This is a genomic window from Aurantimonas sp. 22II-16-19i (assembly GCF_002088275.1).
In the GTDB taxonomy this organism is placed as follows: Bacteria; Pseudomonadota; Alphaproteobacteria; order Rhizobiales; family Rhizobiaceae; genus Jiella.
The window spans coordinates 1-16,627 of record NZ_AQQS01000018.1 but is presented as its reverse complement, the minus strand read 5'-3'; the positions used below and the strand labels follow the sequence as shown (position 1 = coordinate 16,627).

General features: G+C 67.2%; 21 protein-coding genes. 13 read left to right on the top strand and 8 right to left on the bottom strand.

Annotation, left to right across the window (positions count from 1 at the left end):
• Positions 1 to 58: 58 nt before the first annotated feature.
• Together ATO4_RS14955 and ccmB are read left to right on the top strand one after the other, a co-directional pair.
• Positions 59 to 871 carry a heme ABC exporter ATP-binding protein CcmA gene (locus ATO4_RS14955; protein ID WP_083592339.1) on the top strand — a complete coding sequence of 271 codons (813 nt, stop codon included), beginning with the start codon at positions 59 to 61 and terminating at the stop codon, positions 869 to 871.
• Positions 868 to 1,527 (top strand): heme exporter protein CcmB, encoded by a 660-nt coding sequence (ccmB, locus tag ATO4_RS14950; protein WP_083592338.1) that lies wholly within the window; start codon positions 868 to 870, stop codon positions 1,525 to 1,527. The genes ATO4_RS14955 and ccmB overlap by 4 nt, the downstream gene beginning before the upstream one ends.
• A 71-nt stretch (positions 1,528 to 1,598) precedes the next feature.
• Here the strand turns inward: ccmB and ATO4_RS14945 are convergent, their stop codons facing one another.
• The 4 genes from ATO4_RS14945 to ATO4_RS14935 all read right to left on the bottom strand — a co-directional run bounded on the left by ATO4_RS14945 (position 1,599) and on the right by ATO4_RS14935 (position 3,788).
• Entirely contained in the window at positions 1,599 to 2,051 is a 453-nt protein-coding gene (locus ATO4_RS14945) for an Imm50 family immunity protein (protein WP_245308766.1), read from the bottom strand.
• 122 nt (positions 2,052 to 2,173) lie between these two features.
• Positions 2,174 to 2,572 carry a hypothetical protein gene (locus ATO4_RS27165; RefSeq protein WP_139802465.1) on the bottom strand — a complete coding sequence of 133 codons (399 nt, stop codon included), beginning with the start codon at positions 2,570 to 2,572 and terminating at the stop codon, positions 2,174 to 2,176.
• 104 nt (positions 2,573 to 2,676) lie between these two features.
• The gene (locus ATO4_RS14940) at positions 2,677 to 2,943 is read right to left on the bottom strand and encodes a BrnA antitoxin family protein (RefSeq protein ID WP_083592337.1); all 267 of its coding nucleotides are present in this window, start codon (positions 2,941 to 2,943) and stop codon (positions 2,677 to 2,679) included.
• 266 nt (positions 2,944 to 3,209) lie between these two features.
• A complete protein-coding gene (locus ATO4_RS14935; RefSeq protein WP_348626469.1) occupies positions 3,210 to 3,788 on the bottom strand; it encodes a hypothetical protein in 579 nt (192 codons plus the stop codon).
• Between the two features lie 223 nt (positions 3,789 to 4,011).
• Here ATO4_RS14935 and tam point away from each other — a divergent pair, with 223 nt between their 5' ends.
• The 5 genes from tam to ATO4_RS14910 all read left to right on the top strand — a co-directional run bounded on the left by tam (position 4,012) and on the right by ATO4_RS14910 (position 7,044).
• Positions 4,012 to 4,782, top strand: a complete 771-nt coding sequence (gene tam / locus ATO4_RS14930) for a trans-aconitate 2-methyltransferase (RefSeq protein ID WP_083592335.1) — start codon at positions 4,012 to 4,014, stop codon at positions 4,780 to 4,782.
• Positions 4,783 to 4,852: 70 nt separating this feature from the next.
• A complete protein-coding gene (locus ATO4_RS14925; protein ID WP_083592334.1) occupies positions 4,853 to 5,311 on the top strand; it encodes a GNAT family N-acetyltransferase in 459 nt (152 codons plus the stop codon).
• Between the two features lie 91 nt (positions 5,312 to 5,402).
• Positions 5,403 to 6,164 carry a heme ABC transporter permease gene (locus ATO4_RS14920; RefSeq protein WP_083592333.1) on the top strand — a complete coding sequence of 254 codons (762 nt, stop codon included), beginning with the start codon at positions 5,403 to 5,405 and terminating at the stop codon, positions 6,162 to 6,164.
• Between the two features lie 23 nt (positions 6,165 to 6,187).
• Positions 6,188 to 6,382 (top strand): heme exporter protein CcmD, encoded by a 195-nt coding sequence (ccmD, locus tag ATO4_RS14915; RefSeq protein WP_083592332.1) that lies wholly within the window; start codon positions 6,188 to 6,190, stop codon positions 6,380 to 6,382.
• The gene (locus ATO4_RS14910; RefSeq protein WP_083592331.1) at positions 6,379 to 7,044 is read left to right on the top strand and encodes a DsbE family thiol:disulfide interchange protein; all 666 of its coding nucleotides are present in this window, start codon (positions 6,379 to 6,381) and stop codon (positions 7,042 to 7,044) included. Before ccmD ends, ATO4_RS14910 begins: the two co-directional genes overlap by 4 nt.
• A gap of 77 nt (positions 7,045 to 7,121) precedes the next feature.
• Here ATO4_RS14910 and ATO4_RS14905 read toward each other — a convergent pair whose 3' ends face one another.
• Together ATO4_RS14905 and ATO4_RS14900 are read right to left on the bottom strand one after the other, a co-directional pair.
• Positions 7,122 to 7,487 carry an antibiotic biosynthesis monooxygenase gene (locus ATO4_RS14905; protein WP_083592330.1) on the bottom strand — a complete coding sequence of 122 codons (366 nt, stop codon included), beginning with the start codon at positions 7,485 to 7,487 and terminating at the stop codon, positions 7,122 to 7,124.
• Positions 7,488 to 7,634: 147 nt separating this feature from the next.
• Positions 7,635 to 9,854, bottom strand: a complete 2,220-nt coding sequence (locus ATO4_RS14900; protein ID WP_176223003.1) for a TonB-dependent hemoglobin/transferrin/lactoferrin family receptor — start codon at positions 9,852 to 9,854, stop codon at positions 7,635 to 7,637.
• Between the two features lie 195 nt (positions 9,855 to 10,049).
• On the opposite strand from ATO4_RS14900, the gene ATO4_RS14895 reads away from it, so the two are divergent.
• From ATO4_RS14895 to ATO4_RS14880, 4 genes are read left to right on the top strand one after another with little or no spacing between them, the layout of a single operon-like run.
• Positions 10,050 to 10,238, top strand: a complete 189-nt coding sequence (locus ATO4_RS14895; protein WP_083592328.1) for a hemin uptake protein HemP — start codon at positions 10,050 to 10,052, stop codon at positions 10,236 to 10,238.
• 11 nt (positions 10,239 to 10,249) lie between these two features.
• A complete protein-coding gene (locus ATO4_RS14890) occupies positions 10,250 to 11,137 on the top strand; it encodes an ABC transporter substrate-binding protein (RefSeq protein WP_083592327.1) in 888 nt (295 codons plus the stop codon).
• The gene (locus tag ATO4_RS14885) at positions 11,134 to 12,219 is read left to right on the top strand and encodes an iron ABC transporter permease (RefSeq protein WP_083592326.1); all 1,086 of its coding nucleotides are present in this window, start codon (positions 11,134 to 11,136) and stop codon (positions 12,217 to 12,219) included. Before ATO4_RS14890 ends, ATO4_RS14885 begins: the two co-directional genes overlap by 4 nt.
• A 5-nt stretch (positions 12,220 to 12,224) precedes the next feature.
• Positions 12,225 to 13,091, top strand: a complete 867-nt coding sequence (locus ATO4_RS14880) for a heme ABC transporter ATP-binding protein (protein WP_083592325.1) — start codon at positions 12,225 to 12,227, stop codon at positions 13,089 to 13,091.
• Positions 13,092 to 13,106: 15 nt separating this feature from the next.
• Here ATO4_RS14880 and ATO4_RS14875 read toward each other — a convergent pair whose 3' ends face one another.
• Positions 13,107 to 13,754 (bottom strand): nucleoside/nucleotide kinase family protein, encoded by a 648-nt coding sequence (locus tag ATO4_RS14875; RefSeq protein WP_083592324.1) that lies wholly within the window; start codon positions 13,752 to 13,754, stop codon positions 13,107 to 13,109.
• A 329-nt stretch (positions 13,755 to 14,083) separates the two neighbouring features.
• On the opposite strand from ATO4_RS14875, the gene ATO4_RS14870 reads away from it, so the two are divergent.
• The gene (locus ATO4_RS14870) at positions 14,084 to 14,647 is read left to right on the top strand and encodes an NUDIX hydrolase (protein WP_083592405.1); all 564 of its coding nucleotides are present in this window, start codon (positions 14,084 to 14,086) and stop codon (positions 14,645 to 14,647) included.
• A 133-nt stretch (positions 14,648 to 14,780) separates the two neighbouring features.
• On the opposite strand, the gene ATO4_RS14865 is transcribed toward ATO4_RS14870, so the two are convergent.
• Positions 14,781 to 15,227, bottom strand: coding sequence for a c-type cytochrome (locus ATO4_RS14865; RefSeq protein ID WP_083592323.1), 447 nt, complete (start codon positions 15,225 to 15,227; stop codon positions 14,781 to 14,783).
• A gap of 544 nt (positions 15,228 to 15,771) precedes the next feature.
• Here ATO4_RS14865 and ATO4_RS14860 point away from each other — a divergent pair.
• Positions 15,772 to 16,545, top strand: a complete 774-nt coding sequence (locus ATO4_RS14860; RefSeq protein WP_083592322.1) for an outer membrane beta-barrel protein — start codon at positions 15,772 to 15,774, stop codon at positions 16,543 to 16,545.
• Positions 16,546 to 16,627: the final 82 nt, after the last annotated feature.

Genomic DNA, 16,627 nt, shown 5'->3' with positions numbered 1-16,627 from the left:
CCGCCGCCGCCGCGATCGCAGCCCCGGTCGGCACATCACCGACACCGAGGGTGCAGCCGTGAGCGCTGCAAGGCTTTCGCTGCAGGGCCTCGTCGTCGGCCGGGGCACCGTCGCCGTCGCCGGGCCGTTCGACGCTGGTGTCGCGGCGGGCGAGGCCCTCGTCGTCACCGGCCCGAACGGCGCCGGCAAGTCCACCCTTCTGCGCACGCTTGCCGGCCTGCTGCCGCCGCTCGCCGGTGCGATTCGCCTCGACGGGCTCGTGGCCGCCGACGGCGAACCGGCCGAACGCCTCGCCGACGCCGCCCATTATGTCGGCCACCGCCACGCCATGAAGGGCCAGATCAGCGTCGGCGACAATCTCGGCTTCTGGGCGCGGTATCTCGGCGGCGGTGGCGGTGTCGATGAGCCCGCCGGTGCGGCTCCAGAATCCGCGTCCGCGTCCGGCCCGACCCACGCAGTTGGTCCAGTCACGGCATCCGGCAACGCCGCCGCATCGCTGCCCCTTTCTCCCGCCGAAGCGCTGGCGGCCGTCGGCCTTGCCGGCCTCGAGGCCATCCCCTTCGCCTATCTCTCCGCCGGCCAGCAGCGGCGGGCGAGCCTTGCCCGGTTGCTCGTCGCCGATCGCCCGGTGTGGATCCTCGACGAGCCGACCTCGGCCCTCGACGCGGCCTCGCAGGGCCGCTTCGCCGAGATCGTCGCGCGCCATCTTGCGACAGGCGGCATCGCCATCGCCGCCACCCACCACCCGCTCGGCCTCGAAGGGGCAAAGACCTTGCACATCGACGCGCGCGACCCGCGATCCTCCGGCCCCGGCACGCCCGATGCGCTGCTCGACGAAGACGATCTCGCGAGCGCCGAGGGCTGGCTGTGACCGCCCTGTTCCTGCGCGACCTGCGCCTCGCCTTTGCCGGCGGCGGCGGGGCGACCACCGGCGTCATCTTCTTCCTGGCGGTGATTGCGACGATCCCCTTCGGCGTCGGCCCGGATCTGAACCTTCTGTCGCGCATCGGCCCGGCGATCCTGTGGATCGGCGCGCTTCTGTCGACGCTGCTGACCCTCGACCGCCTGTTCCAGGCGGACCGCGACGACGGCACCCTCGACCTCCTGATCGCCGGCCCGCTGCCGATGCCGCTGGTGGTTCTGTCGAAATGCCTGGCGCTGTGGACCGCCTCGTCCCTGCCGCTGGTCCTCGCCTCCCCCGTCCTCGGCCTGTTCCTGGCGCTCCAGCCCGCCGCCCTCCTCGCGGTGATGGCGACCCTCTTCGTCGGCACCCCCGCCATCGTCTGCATCGGCGCCGTCGGCGCCGCCGTCGCCGTGGCGCTCCCCCGCGGCGGCCTCCTCGTCTCGGTGCTGGTGCTGCCCTTGGCGATCCCGGTGCTGATCTTCGGCGTCTCGGCCACCTATGCGGCGGTGAACGAACCCGACCCGTTCTGGCCGCCCTTCATGATCTTATGCGCGCTGACGCTGTTTTTCGGGGCGCTCGGGCCGGTGGCGGCGGGGGCGGCGTTGAAGGGGGGCGGGGATTGAGGGCGGGGCGTCGTGTCGCGCTGGCTCACTATGGATGGTCGAGGGTTGAAACGGAATAGAATGAAAGTGTTTCACACACGAGATTCTGGCGTGCCAGGAACAAACGCGATTGTAACCGCTCTGGCACGAATGAACCCACCCAATCCGTAACAAGGCTCAATTTCTATCTCGACGTCGTCGGGTAACGGATTGACCGAGAGGGAACCTCGACGTTCAGCTCGGTCAATCGCGCGGCGCAGAGTCAAGCTATAAATAACATTTTGGTGGCTGAAGCCGTCGAGTTGGAGGTCCATAACTTCACCGAGAATAAAACTTACAACGGCTTGCCGGTCGAGCACATGAGATCCGTCGTGCCTTACCGTGTTGATCCAGCCATGTAGCCTTAATACGCTCGGCTCTTTCCTCCTTAATTCGAGGCTAAGCACTTCTGCGTCATGGAAGCTCGGTACCTGACCGAACCACTGTAGAAGCTCCACGCCCCCCGGCACTTGATGATAGATTGTAGCGTCCGCGTTCATCATCATATGAAATTTTCATCCATTATTCGAGCATTTGGCAAATGATCAAATACCATCCTCCAAATTGTGAATCATGTAGAATAATTCTGATTGAAATTCGCTTGTCCGTACCGAGGCGGGACGGCAACCTATCGAGGAGTGTCTGCGAACGGCAGGGCAACAACTTGATGATCGTCTTCAAAGACAACATAGCCCGGTCGTTCTGTCCGCAGTTCGTCGATGCAAATATCCCCAGCCTCCTCGACCAGTAGGGCAAGCCTGCGCAATTTTCTGACGTGGTCACCGGCGCTTGCCCTGACCCATGAGATGGCGGATTCCTGTGCACGTGGATGGCGCGATGTCGAAAACCGCGTCGGTGTTGCGAGGTTCCTTTCGAACCATGACAGCAGTTCTTCAAGCTCTGGAAGATGAGGAGATGCCGTTGGGGATTCTCGGCGAAGCTGATAGGCGATCTTAAACACCCCGCTGCGATGCCCGAACGGGCGGTGCGTGGAACGCGTGACAAATCTAATGACAGTGCCACTCATGCCATCCTCCTCAATTGGCGGCGGCATTCTTTCAGGTGAAGTGCAAACGTTCCGTTGCGGGTCGCAGCGGCACAATCTGAAACAGATTGTCAATTCCGTTGCCATCACCGCTTCGCCTGATGCGCCTGCACATAGGCCGACAGCACCGCCGCCATCCGCGACGTATAGCCCTTCGGGCTTTCCGCCGTGAAGAAATTCAACACCTCTTCGGGCAGCCGCAAGGAGACGTTCGGCTTCGTCCGCGGCGGAGACAATCTGGCGTTCCTCCAGAAGGCCTCGTCCAGCGCCGCGATGTCGCTCGTGTCGATCTCGCTGTCCGGCAGCGCGGCCAGTTCTTCAATGGTCAAGGGCTTTGCGTATCTCGGTTGCATGGCGGGTCCTCTCCGCCTGAATCCCCGGTAGCCACAGAGCAGCCAGAGCACCGGATTTCTGCAATCCGTGATACCCGCAATAGGATTGACTCGCCACCGGTCAGAACGGGCGCATTCCATCAACGCGTCGTCATCCCGGCCTTGAGCCGGGATCCATTCCAAATCGGTGAACGCGGATCCTAACATTCTGAAGCGAATGGTTATTTCAGCGCAGAGGAATGGATCCCGGGTCAAGCCCGGGATGACGAAGTTCGTGTGTCCGCGCCTCAGGCTTCCACGCCTGCCCGCGAGCGCGAGGTCTCGTAGACGAAGGAGAAGCCGAAGATGCACAGAGCGACACCGGCGACGTTGAGGAGCGCCCGCGGATTGCCGGTCACCGCGCTGTCGGAGAAGCGCGTGTAGTAGATGGCGAAGGCCGTCGCCAGGAAGACCGCGGTGACGCCGCCGCCAAGGGCCCGGCCGAGCAGCATGTGCGACAGGATGGGGATCAGGAGGACCCAGGCGAAGACCGACGGCGCCGATTGCGGCGTCGAAAGGATCAGCATCATCGTCGTGTTGAACAGGACGAGATAGACGAAGGACCACCGGACGAGATGCGCCGTCCTGCGGATGACGGGAACGAGGCACAGCGCGAACAGCCCCATGGCGATCTCGCCGGCCATCGCCGTGTAGTTGGCGTTGAGATAGTTGAGGACCGCGAAGCTCGCGCCGAACACCGTCGTGAAGATCAGGAGGGCAACGAGGATGGAGCGGCGCAGCGCCTCGACGTCATCGAATGTGCTCGCCTCTTTGCCAACGCTCGACGCTTTCCTCTCCGGGTTCGGTCGCTGCCGTGGCGGCTGGATCGAGCCGGCATCGGACAGAAAGGCCAGGAAGCTGCAAAGGCATGGCGGCCGACAATGACCTGTCGCCGCGTCGAGCCCGACCGGGGCGGTTTTAGAGGGCGATGGTAAACCTTGCCTTAATTTTGCCTTCGTCCGCCTCGGCGCCAGTGGATGCCGGTCGGGCCATCCCCGCCCCGCTTGCCCTATATCTCGGTGACCGCAACCGATCCCCCCGCGAGCCTCCGTGACCGACTGGAACGCCGACCTCTATCTCCGCTTTGCCGAAGAGCGCACCCGCCCCGCCGCCGAACTGCTCGCGCGGGTGCCGCTCGCCGCGGTGCGCCATGCCGTCGACATCGGCTGCGGTCCGGGCAACTCGACGGAGCTGATCGTCCGGCGTTATCCAGAAGCGACGATCGCGGGGATCGACACCTCGCCGGACATGCTGGAAAAGGCCAGGTGCCGCCTGCCGGAGGTCGCCTTCACCCTTGGCGACGCCGCGACCTTCGCGGCCGAGCCGCCGGCCGACCTCCTCTTCGCCAATGCCGTGCTGCAATGGCTGCCGGATCACGAGGCGCTGTTTCCCCGCCTGATGGAAAGTCTTGCGCCGGGCGGGGTGCTGGCCGTGCAGATGCCGGACAATCTGGATCAGCCGTCGCACCGGCTGATGCGGGAGGTGGCGGCGCGGCCGGACTTTGCCGGAAAGATCGGCGACGCCGGAGCGGTTCGCGCCCGCATCCTGCCCGTCGAGGCCTATTACGATCTCCTGGCGCCCCTCGCCGCCGCCCTCGACATCTGGCGCACGACCTATGTCCACGTCCTCGCCGATGCCCCGGCAATCGTCGACTGGCTGCGCGCGACGGGGCTGCGGCCGTTCCTGGAGCCGCTGGACGAGGCGGAGAAGACCGCCTTCCTCGACGCCTATACACAACAGATCGCCGCCGCCTATCCGCGGCGCGTTGACGGCCGGGTGCTTCTGGCCTTCCCTCGCCTCTTCATCGTCGCAAGGCGCTGATTCCCCGCCAGAGCCGATGTCCCGCCGACCAGAACCGATGTCCCGCCGAAAAGAGGTGCGAGTCCCTCCCATGTCCATTCCTGCCGCGGCCGGCGAGTTGCCCGCCCCTTACGAGCTCGTCGAGGAAATCCCCGCCATCGAGGACTATCGCCGCCTGCGGGAAATCTCCGGCCTGTCCCCCAAGAGTCTCGAGGCCGCCCAAATCGCCCTGCCGAACACGCTCTACGCCGTCGTGGTGCGGCACGGGGGCCGGGCGATCGGCATGGGCCGCGTCGTCGGCGACGGCGGCTGCCACATGCAGGTCGTCGACATGGCGGTCGAGCCGGAGCACCAGGGCAAGGGCATCGGCAAGGCGATCTTCGCGGCGCTCGAAGCCTGGCTGACGCGGACGGTGCCCGACACCGCCTATGTCAGCCTGATCGCCGACGGCGACGCCAGGCACCTCTATGCCAAGTTCGGCTTCGAACCGGTGATGCCGGCCTCGATCGGCATGGCGCGGTTCTTTCGCGGCGATCCCGCGAAACGATGATCCGTTCGGGCGCGGCGATCCCGCGAAAAGGTGACCCGATCGGGACATCATCCGTTTGCGGCCAGGCTGAAGAGGCTCTAAACTCAGCGCCATGACCGACGTCTCCGCCAGCGCCAAGCCCTCGCGCTTCGCCATCCTCGCCAATCCGACCCGCTTCCTGGAGCTGTCGGGCAAGCTGCAGCCGTGGCTCTATGGCGCGGCGCTCGCCGCTCTCGCCGTCGGCATCACGCTCGGCCTGACGGCGCCGCCCGACTACCAGCAGGGCCCGACCGTGACGATCATGTTCGTCCACGTCCCCTTTGCCTGGCTGTCGATGATGATCTGGACGGTGATGAGCCTGTCGGCGCTGGGCACGCTGGTCTGGCGCCATCCGCTGGCCGACGTGTCGGTGAAGGCGGCGGCGCCCATCGGCGCGGTGTTCACCGCGCTCTGCCTGATCACCGGCTCGATCTGGGGCCGGCCGATGTGGGGCACCTGGTGGGTGTGGGACGCGCGACTGACCTCGGTCTTCGTGCTGTTCCTCATGTATCTCGGGCTGATCGCTCTCAGTCGCGCGCTCGAGGACCCGTCGAAGAGCGCGAAATCCTCGGCGATCCTCGTCCTCGTCGGCTTCGTCAACATCCCGATCATCAAGTTCTCGGTCGACTGGTGGAACACGCTGCACCAGCCGGCGAGCGTGCTGCGGGTCGACGGACCGGCAATGCCCGCCGCCTATCTGACGCCGCTGCTCGTCTCGGCGATCGGCTTCACGCTGTTGTTCTTCGCCCTGCATCTGACGGCGATGCGCACCGAGATCCTGCGCCGGCGCGTCGCCGCGCTGTCGCGGCTCGCCGCAAGGCGGGCGGAAGCCTGAGCCGACTGACCGGAGTTCATCCCATGCAGGCCGATTATTTCGCCTTCATCGCCAGTGCCTACGGCATTTCGGCGCTCGCCATCCTCGGGCTCGCGATCTGGGTGTTCCTCGACGCGCGGACCCAGCGCGGCGCCCTGAAGGCGCTGGAAGCGCAGGGCATCCGCCGCAGATCGCAAGCCGGCGCCCGTTCGGGCTCATCGGCCGAGGCCGGCCGATGAGCGCCCGCGACGAGGACGGCACGCTGCTCGAGACGGCGCCCGCCGACCAGGCAACGCCCGAACGGCGCCGTGGCCCGCGGCCGGTCGTCCTCCTGCCGCTGGTCCTGTTCTTCGCGCTTGCCGGCGTCTTCCTCTACCAGCTCCTCTCCGGCCATGACCCGAAGGAGATCCCCTCGGTTCTCGTCGGCAAGAGCGCGCCGATGACCGTGCTGCCCGCCCTGGCCGGCGCCACCCTGCCCAACGGCCAGCCGGTGCCGGGCCTCGACCTTTCCGGCCCCGGCGACGGGCGGCCGGTGCTGGTCAACGTCTTCGCCTCCTGGTGCGCCCCCTGCCGCGACGAGCATCCGCTGCTGATGCAGCTTGCCAAGGACGAGCGGTTCCGGCTGGTGGCGATCAACTACAAGGACAAGCCGGACAACGCCCTCGGCTTCCTGCAAAATCTCGGCAATCCCTATGCGGCGATCGGCGTCGACCAGAAGGGCGCGGCGACCATCGACTGGGGCGTCTACGGCGTGCCGGAGACCTTCCTCGTCGCTCCGGACGGCGAGATCCTCTACAAGCAGACCGGACCGTTCACGCCGGAGGCGATCCGGACCGGGCTGATGCCGGCGGTCGAGCGGGCGCTGCAGCGCGAGCCGAAGGCGCGCACGCCGACCAGTTGACGGCACCCCGGCGACGAGGCCGGGATGCGCGATGTCGTTGAAAGTCGTTCCAGCGGGACGACCGGCCGGCGCCGGGATCAGGCCGCGGAAGCGGTCTCGCCCCGGGCCGCAATGTGCTGGAACACCTCGAATCCCTCGAATTCCGGATGGCCGAGGAAGAGCTTGGGCCGCTCGCCCCCGGCATTGGCACCGGCGCCTGCTCCGGTACTGGCATGCGAATCGCGGAAGGCCTGCGACTTCGTCCAGCCCTCGAACGCCTCGCGGCTCTCCCACACCGTGTGGGAGGCGTAGAGGACGTGATCGCCCTTGTCGGCGCCCTTCAGCATGTGGAATTCTACGAAGCCCGGCATCTCCTCGAGATGGGACTTGCGCGTCATCCAGACGATCTCGAAGGCCTCCGTGCTCTCCGGGGCGACCCTGAAGCGGTTCATGGCAATATACATCGGTGATTCCACAGTCTTTTGGATGGATGTCGTCTCGCTCGCCCGTTTCGGCGAGCGTTCGTCCGGACGACCGGGGCCAGCGGCCCCGATCGGTCTTTTTGGTGGGGATGGTCGCGGCCCGGGAGCCGATCTCCCGGGCGGCCGGGATCAGAACTGGTAGGTCAGCGTCGCCCGGAAGGAGCGCCCGGATTCGGAGTAGAACTCCTTCGGCTGGGTGGCGCTGTCGGGGATGTCGAGGGCGTCGTAATAGGTCGCGTCGAAGACGTTGTAGAGCCCGGCCTGCAGCTTCACCCCTTCGAGCTCTTCCGGCTTCCACCAGGCGGTGAGGTCGAGGAGCGCATAGTCCGGCGTCTTCGAGATGTCGTTCTCGACATCGTCGCGGGAAGCCGCCAGCGTCAGAAAGGCGTCGCCGCCCCACACGCCGTTGTCGTAGCCGAGGTTGAAGATGCCCTTGGCGGCGGGAACCGAGTTGAGATTGACGTCGGTGTCGATATCGCGGCCGATATAGGCGGCGACGCTCGCGCCGCTGTGCCACACCGCATCCATCTGCCAGCGCGCCGCCGCCTCGATGCCGTAGATCTCGACATTGGCACGGTTGAAGTAGCGGGTGATGCCAAAGGGATAGTCGCCGGGGGAAAGCCCCACCTCCGCCGGATCGACCGACTGGGTGTCGACGAAGTTCTTGTAGCGATTGTAGAAGCTCGAGACGCTCCAGTCGAAATCGTCGTGCTTCGCCCGCAGTCCCACCTCGAAGCCGTTGCTGGTCTCCGATTCCAGATCCGGATTGCCGATCGTAAGATAGGTGCCGGGGCCGCCATAGCTGAGATAGAGCTCTTCGGCCGTCGGAGCGCGGAAGCCCCGGGCATACTGGGCGTAGATCGTGGCGTTCGGCGTGACGTCGAACTCGGCCCTGAGCTTGGGCGAGACGGCGCTGTCGCTGGAGGAAGGAGGCAGGCCGTTATAGGTGACGTTGTCTTCGTAGGCGGCGGTCTCCTGCGGGTTCTGCTCGTAATAGTCGAAGCGGATGCCGGGCGTCAGGCGGAACCTGTCCGTCACCGCGATCTCGTCCTCGACGAACAGGCCCAGCGAGACGCCGTGGACCTCGGGCATGTCGGCCTGGTTGGTGTGCAGGAAGTTGCAGGAGCTGAACGGCGGATAGGGCGGCGGGGGACAGTTGTCCTCACCGCTGGAGAGCTGCTTGGTGCGATTGCCGAAGGTCTGGGTGCCGAGCGAGATCTTGTGGTCCAGGCCGCCGAGGTCGAAATGCTTCATCACGCTGGCATTGATGCCGAAGGTCGTGTCCTCGAGGTCGCTGAGGCGCGAATAGTCGCCGGCGGGCGACGACAGCCGCTCGCCCCACAGGTCGTTCGAAAGCTCCTGGCGCTGCCAGTAGACGACGACGTCGGCGGCATCGAGCCAGGCGCCGGCGCCGGTGCCGAGTTCGTAATGGGCCGAGACGCGTTCGCGCTTCTCGACGTCGTTCGTCGTCACCGATCCCGGCGCATACGTCGTCGGTGACGACGTCCGGCTGTCGATGTCGTCGTCGCGCTTGTAGAGTTCGCCGGTGACGCCGAAGACCTGGTCGACGCCGACATGCTGGCGGATCTTCACCAGGACGTTCTCACGGTCGTAGTCGAGCGGGTTGGGTTCGGTGCGGGTGGAGCCGTAACCGCCGACGTCGCCCTTGTTGTCTTCCTCGCGGCCCGAGCGATAGCCGCCCTGGAGCAGCATGTAGGTGTCGCCCATCCGGGCCGCGAGCGCCTGGTCGACGCCCCAGCTCTCGTCGGCGCTGTCGAAGGACGCGCGCGAGATTCCGCCGAAGGTCTTGTCGCCGGGCAGAAGATCCTCCGGGTTGAGGGTGCGCACCGCGACGATGCCGCCGAGTGCGCCGGCGCCGAAGACGCTGGAGTCGCTGCCCTTGACGATGTCGAGCGAGGAGAGCGTGTCGAAGTCGAAGGTGGCGCTGCCGCCCTGCACGCCCCGCGCACCGTCGTTGAGCCACGGGATGGGAATGCCGTCGATGGTGGTCAGGACGCGGTTCTTGTCGAGGCCGCGGACGCTGAAGCTGCCGTTGGAGCGGCTGTAGGAGACGCCGGGATCGAGCCGGGAGATGTCGTCGGCGTCGAAGACCTGCGCGGCGTCGAGCTCGCTGCGGGTGATGCGTTCCGTCAACACGGTCGCGGCCCTTGTCGCGGTCTGGTTCTGCGACGCCGCCCGATCGTCCTCGCCGGCGATGATGACGGGCTGGAGCAGGATGGATGCGTCGCCGGCCGCGTTGGCCTCTTGGGCCGCCGCCGGCATGCCGAGAACGAGCGAAATGACCAGGCCGGACGCAGCACCGGCAAGTTGGCGCGAATGACGTGCCATGGAGACCCCCTGATTTTTCGAGATTCGACAGGGACCTGGCTGGCACCCGCGGTTCGCGGGCTGGCTCGCTAACGTCCTCGGCCGATGGTGCAACCCCCTCGGTTTCGCCATCGCCATTGACGGCGATAGATAATATGATAACCAGAGTCAACTTCTATTGCCTTGAAATCGCTGCATGATTGGAGACTTTCTAAAGTGGATGACGATCTCCGCACCGACCCGTCCGAACCGGTTGGACGTGCCATCTCGACCGCGCAAGCGGGCCGGCGCGTCGTCTCCGCCACGGAACTCTTTGCGGACAAACACGAAATCGAGATCCACCACGGCGATGCCATCTACCGCTTGCGGCTGACGAGGGCCGGCAAGCTCATCCTCACGAAGTGAACCCCACGCCCATGTCGATCAGACCCCTCATCCCCGCCGCCATCCGCGCCGTCCTGCCATTCGCCCTCGCGGCGTCGCTCGTCTTCCAGGCGAGCGCAGAGGAGAGCCAGCCGGCGCGCATCGTCGCCATCGGCGGCGCCGTCACCGAGACCCTCTATGCCCTCGGCGTCGAGGACCGGATCGTCGCCGTCGACACCACCTCGGTCTATCCGCCCGAGGCCGCGCAGAAGCCCAATGTCGGCTACATGCGCGCTTTGTCCGCCGAAGGTGTCCTGACCCGGTCGCCGGACCTCGTGCTGATGGAAGAGGGCGCCGGCCCGCCGCCGGCCATTGCTCTCCTCAAGAGCTCCGGCGTGCGGGTCGAGACGATCCCCGGCGGCCACGGGATCGAGGTGCTGGCGGAGAAACTGGCGGCGATCGGCGCGGCGGCCGGCAAGCCCGAAGAGGGCAAGGCGCTCGCGCAGACGGTCGAGGACGGGCTCGAGCGCCTCGCAGCCGAGCTGGCGCCGATCGAGGAGCGCAAGCGGGTCCTCTTCATCCTCTCCATCGTCGACGGCCGGCCGATGGCGGCAGGATCGGACACCGCCGCCGACGCGATCATCGCGATCGCCGGGGGACGGAACGTCTTTGCCGAGGCCAACGGCTACAAGACGCTGTCGGCGGAAGCCGCGACGGAGCTCGCGCCCGACGTCGTCGTGATGATGACCGGGGCGGGGCCGAACCATGCCGCGGTCGATCCCTTCGCAATCCCGGCGCTGGCGGCCACTCCAGCCGGCGAGGCCGGGGCGCTGGTGCGGATGGACGCCTCCTACCTCCTCGGCTTCGGCCCGCGCACGGCGGATGCGGCGCGCGATCTCGCCGCGCAGCTCTATCCCGGCACGATCAAGCCGGCCAGATGACCCCGCTCACCGTTTCTGCGGCCATGGCCCGCGCACCCGGAGACCGCTCCCTCGCCGAGGCCGTCGCCCTCGGCATCCTCGCCCTTTGCGTGGCTGTGATGGCGGTTCTGGCGATCGGCATCGGGCCCTCGGCGCTGTCACCCGACAGGGTGGTCCGCATCCTCGCGGCGGGGCCCGATACCCGGGCGTTTCCCCTCGGCGAGGTGGTGATCGTCTGGCAGATCCGGCTGCCGCGGGCGATCATGGCGGTGCTGATCGGCGCGATGCTGGCGCTCGGCGGCGCGATCATGCAGGGGCTGTTCCGCAATCCCCTCGCCGACCCGGCGATCCTCGGCGTGTCGAACGGCGCCGCCCTCGGCGCCGTCTCGATGATCGTGCTGGGCGGCGGCGCCCTCGCCCCGCTCACCGCGATCCTCGGCGGCTATGCCTTGCCGCTCGCGGCCTTCGTCGGCGCGCTCGCCGCCACCCTCGCCCTCTACGCCATCGCCACCCGCGGCGGCTCGACCTCGGTGGCGACGATGCTGCTCGCCGGCGTCGCCCTCGCCGCCTTCGCCGCCGCGATCATGGGCTATCTGGCGTTCCTCAGCGACGACACCCAGCTGCGCGACCTCACCTTCTGGAATCTCGGCGGGCTCGGCGGCGTGACCTGGGAGAAGGTGATGATCACCGGCCCGATCATGCTGGCCATCGTCGCCTCGGCGCCGCTGCTGGCGCGCGGCCTCGACGCGCTGGTGCTGGGCGAGGCGGAGGCCTTCCACATGGGGCTGCGGGTCGAGGCGATGAAGCGGCTGGCGATTCTCCTCGTCGCCGCGGCGACCGGCGTCGCCGTCGCGGTGTCCGGCACCATCGGCTTCGTCGGCATCGTCGTGCCGCATCTCCTCCGGCTCGCGGTCGGCGCCAACCACCGCTTCCTCATCCCGGCCTCCAGTCTCGGCGGCGCCCTGCTGATGCTCGTCGCCGACATCGGCGCGCGGCTGCTCGTCGCCCCTGCCGAACTGCCGATCGGCATCATCACGGCGGCCATCGGCGCGCCGTTCTTCCTGTGGCTTTTGATGCGCCGACGCGCCTTCGAAGGATTCTGACCGGCATGGCACTGGCAATTTCCGACATCCGGGTCGTCGCCGGCCACCGCAAGATCCTCGGACCGGTCTCGGCCGAGATCGGGCCGGGGCGGATGACGGCGGTGATCGGCCCGAACGGCGCGGGCAAGTCGACGCTCCTGAAGGCGATCAGCGGCGAGCGGCGGCCGGAGGCCGGGCATGTCAGCCTCGATGGCGACGACGTCTTCGCCATTCCCCCGGCAGAGCTTGCCAGACGGCGCGCCGTGCTGCCCCAGGCGGCAGCCATCGCCTTTCCCTTCACCGCCTTCGAGATCGTCGGCCTCGGCCTGCGTCAGCGGGCGGGGCTGACCGCCACGGCCCGCCGGCAGGCCGTCGAGGAGGCCTTCGCGGCGGTCGATCTGGAGGGCTTCGGCGACCGCCTCTACCAGCGCCTGTCCGGCGGCGAGCAGCAGCGGGTGCAGCTCGCCCGCGTGCTCTGCCAGATCGGCCGTCCGGTGGAGGACGGCCGCGCCAAGCTGCTGCTCCTCGACGAGCCGACCGCCAGCCTCGACATCCGCCACCAGCTGGATGTCCTGGCGATCGCCCGGCGCTTTGCCGACGAGGGCGGCATCGTCGTCACGGTGCTCCACGACCTCAACATGGCCGTCGGCTTCTGCGACCGGCTGATGGTTTTGCAGGCCGGCGCGCTCGCCGCCGACGGCGAGCCGGCGCGGCTGGTGGAAGAGGGCGTCCTGTCGAAGGTCTTCGGCACGCCGATGACCATATTGCAGCCGTCCGGCTGGGCGAGGCCGGCGGTCCTGCCGGATCTTTCCGCGATCCATGCCGGCCGGCGGAGCGACGCGGTCCCCGAGCCTGTCACGAGGATGGCCGGCGCGAGAACCCGTGCGCGCTGACGCGGCGGCCAGCCGTCAGGCGATCCGCAGGTCCGGCCGGACGCTGTTTGCCAGCACGGTGCGCATGTTGGGCAGGTCGTTGCCCGACAGCTTCGTCTCCAGCGCCTGCGGATCGTAGCCGAAGCCGAGCCAACGCTCCGTCAGCCGCCGGCGCAGGATTTCCTCCGGCACGTCGAGCATCGCCGTCAGGTCGAAATGCCGGCGCAGCGGCGCCCAGGCCGGATCGTCCAGCAGGAGATAGTTGCCCTCCACCACGACGGTCCGGATCGTCGGCCCGATGATGCGGGCGCCGGCGCGGGCGATCTCGATCGCCCGGTCGAAGACCGGCACCGCGATCTCGGTGCCGTCGTCGGCGGCGAGCCGGGCGAGCGTCGAGGCCAGCCCGCCGGTGTCGAAGGTGTGCGGCGCACCCTTGCGCGGGCGGTGGCCCCGCGCGTTCAGCACCAGGTCGTCGAAATGGAACCCGTCCATCGGCAGCACGGCGGCGGTGCCCGGCCGCTGGACGTCGAGTTCCCCGACCAGCCAGTCGGCCAGCGTGCTCTTTCCCGAGCCTGGCGAGCCGGCGATCGCGACGATCACCCGGCGATCGCCCGCAAGCCCGAGCACCCGATGGAGAAACTCGTCCCGAAAGACCGTCGCCGGCCCCGCGGCTGAGTCCGCCATTTCACGATCCTGCGACATCGCTCACTCTCCCTGCCTGCGACGACCTGCCTGCGACGACCTGCCGCGGAGCTTCAGGGCCGCGCCCGAGCCGGTGGCCCGCTTCGGGCGCGCCAACGCCGCGACGCGCGCGCGCCGATCCTACGACCTGTCATGCCGGGACGAAACCGCCAGGCCCGACGCGTCGGCGTCCCGTCCACGGCGTCATGGACCTTCTCCGCCGCGGACCCCGCGAGCAACCGAGGCCAGAAGATACGCGGAGAACCAGTCGGCGCCCCCGCTTGCCGGCCTTTGCCATTCCCCGGCGCGCCGCCGCGACCATCTATAGGCCCATGGCCGAACCATCCTTCACCCTCCGCACCCCCGACGACGACAGCGTTGCCCGCAGGATCTGCGACAGCTGCGGCTATGTCGCCTACGAAAACCCCAAGATCGTCGTCGGCTCGGTGGTGCGCCACGACGACAGGATCCTCCTCTGCCGCCGGGCGATCGAGCCGCGACGCGGCTTCTGGACGATCCCGGCCGGTTATCTCGAACTCAACGAGACGCCGGAGGACGGGGCGCGGCGCGAGGCGATGGAGGAGGCGGAGGCCGCGCTGGTGATCGAGCGGCTCCTGGCGGTCTATTCGGTGCCGCGCATCAGCCAGGTGCAGCTGATCTACCGGGCGAGGCTGGCGACGGGGCATGTCGCCGCCGGGCCGGAAAGCCTCGAGGTCCGGCTGTTCGATCCGGCGGAGATCCCCCGCGACGAACTCGCCTTTCCCTCGGTGCACTGGGCGCTCGCCCATGACGAGGAAGCGCGAGCCGGCGCGCCGCCGGTGCCGTTCGGCAATCCGGCGGGCGAGAGCGGCAACCGGATGCCCGACGGCCGGAGCATCGCGCCCGGCGAGGAATGACGGCGGGGATCTCGATGATGCGGATGCCGCGGCCGGAAGAATCGCCGGTCTTCAAAGTCCCCGCCAAACAAAAAGCGGCCCGCCCCGACAGGGGCGGCACCGCTCTTCATGATGGGCGAGGGTCGCCCGAAGACTACTTGGCGGCTGCCGCCTTCAGCGCCTCGGCCGGATCCTGCGCGCCGCCATTCTCGTCGAAGGTCGCGAGATAGGCGATGACGTTGCTGAGTTCGTCGGGCTTCTTGATGCCGGCAAAGGCCATCTTGGTGCCCTTGACCGTGCCGCGCGGATCCGCGAGCCAGGTGCTCATGAGCTCCTGGTTCCAGGAGGTCTTGTCGGCTGCCCAATCCTGGAAGGGCTTGGAGAACTTGTAGCCGCCACGGTCGGCACCGGGCTTGTCGCCGACGATGCCGTTCAGCTCCGGCCCGATCTTGTTCTTGGCGCCTTCGCCGACGGCGTGGCACGCCTTGCACTTGTTGAACACCTTCTCGCCGGCCGCAGGATCGCCGACGTCCTGGGCCGATGCCGCGCCGGCGGCGAAGACGAGTGCCACACCGGCAATGGCGAGACTGAAACTACGCATTGATCCTCCATTTTGTACAATCTTGGTCAGTTTGCCCAAGCACCTGCTGAGGGGACCATATTGCGCGAGAGGCCGGCTTGGCAATCAGAGATGAGAACCAATCCAAGGTGACGCCATGTCGCGCCTCATGGCCGCTGCACGCTGCGGGGCGGTTCCGGCCGCCCCGGACGGGGGACCCGCAGGCGGCTGCGGACGCGTCCGCGCCCGACGGACCAGGGCGGCTGGCGGATCTTCCGTTTGGGAATTTTGTCTCCACAGTTTCGCCACACTCGTAAAGCTCTGGCGGATTTGAGGAAAATTCTATTCACCTTGATTTTTAAGCGACTTTCAACGCTTTCATAGGATGAATGGGTCATTAAGAGCGCGGCGACGGAGGCAAGTGCGGCACATCTGCAACACAGCAAATATGACCGCATTCCTGCCATCTTTCAGCCAACCATACGGATCAGGGGTCGTTGTCGAATTCGGATGCCTTCCGGATCCGCCACGCAGGAGCCACGGCCCTCTGCCCATTCGTCGCGCTTGCGACAAAGGAGACTGATACATGAAACGCCTCGCACTGCTTCTCGCCGCCACCGCGATCGCCACCCCGTCCATGGCTGCCGACATCCTCGTCCCCGAGCCCCCGGCACCGGCCCCGATGGCCATCGAGCCGATCGCGCAGACGACCACCTGGAGCGGCCTCAACCTCGGCGTCCAGGCCGGCGTCGCGTTCGGCAACAGCGACAACGGCGCCAACTTCAACACCAGCGATCCGGTGTTCGGCACGGGCGTCTTCGATGACGACGACAATGCCGGCTTCATCGGTGGCGCGCATATCGGCTACGACTACCAGTTCCAGAACAACGTCGTTCTCGGTGCCGTCACCGACTTCAACTACATCGACGCCGAGACGAACCGCTCCTACACGACGCCGGGCGGCGCCGAGTTCAACGCGAACAGCGAGATCAACTATCTCGGCACGGTTCGTGCTCGCCTCGGCTATGCCATGGACAACGTTCTCGTCTACGGTTCGGGCGGTCTCGCCTATGCCGGCGTCGACAACAACATCTCGGCACCGTCGATCGCCGGCTACGACTTCGACTCCGATGGCGACGATGCGGACATCGGCTACTCCGTCGGCGCCGGCGTCGACGTGATGGCGACCCAGAACCTCTCCTTCGGCGTCGAGTATCTCTACACCAACCTCGGCTCGAACGAGCAGACCGTGACCGGCACGAACGGCGCCGGCGACACGATCAGCTACACGACCGATTCGAACGACGAAGACCTCGACTTCCACACGGTCTGGGCCAAGGCGTCCTACCACTTCAACTAAGATCGGCGCGGGCGACTTCGGTCGCCCCATCCTCTCGATAAAAAAGCGGCCGGCGGATCCCATCCGCCGGCCGCTTTCGTTC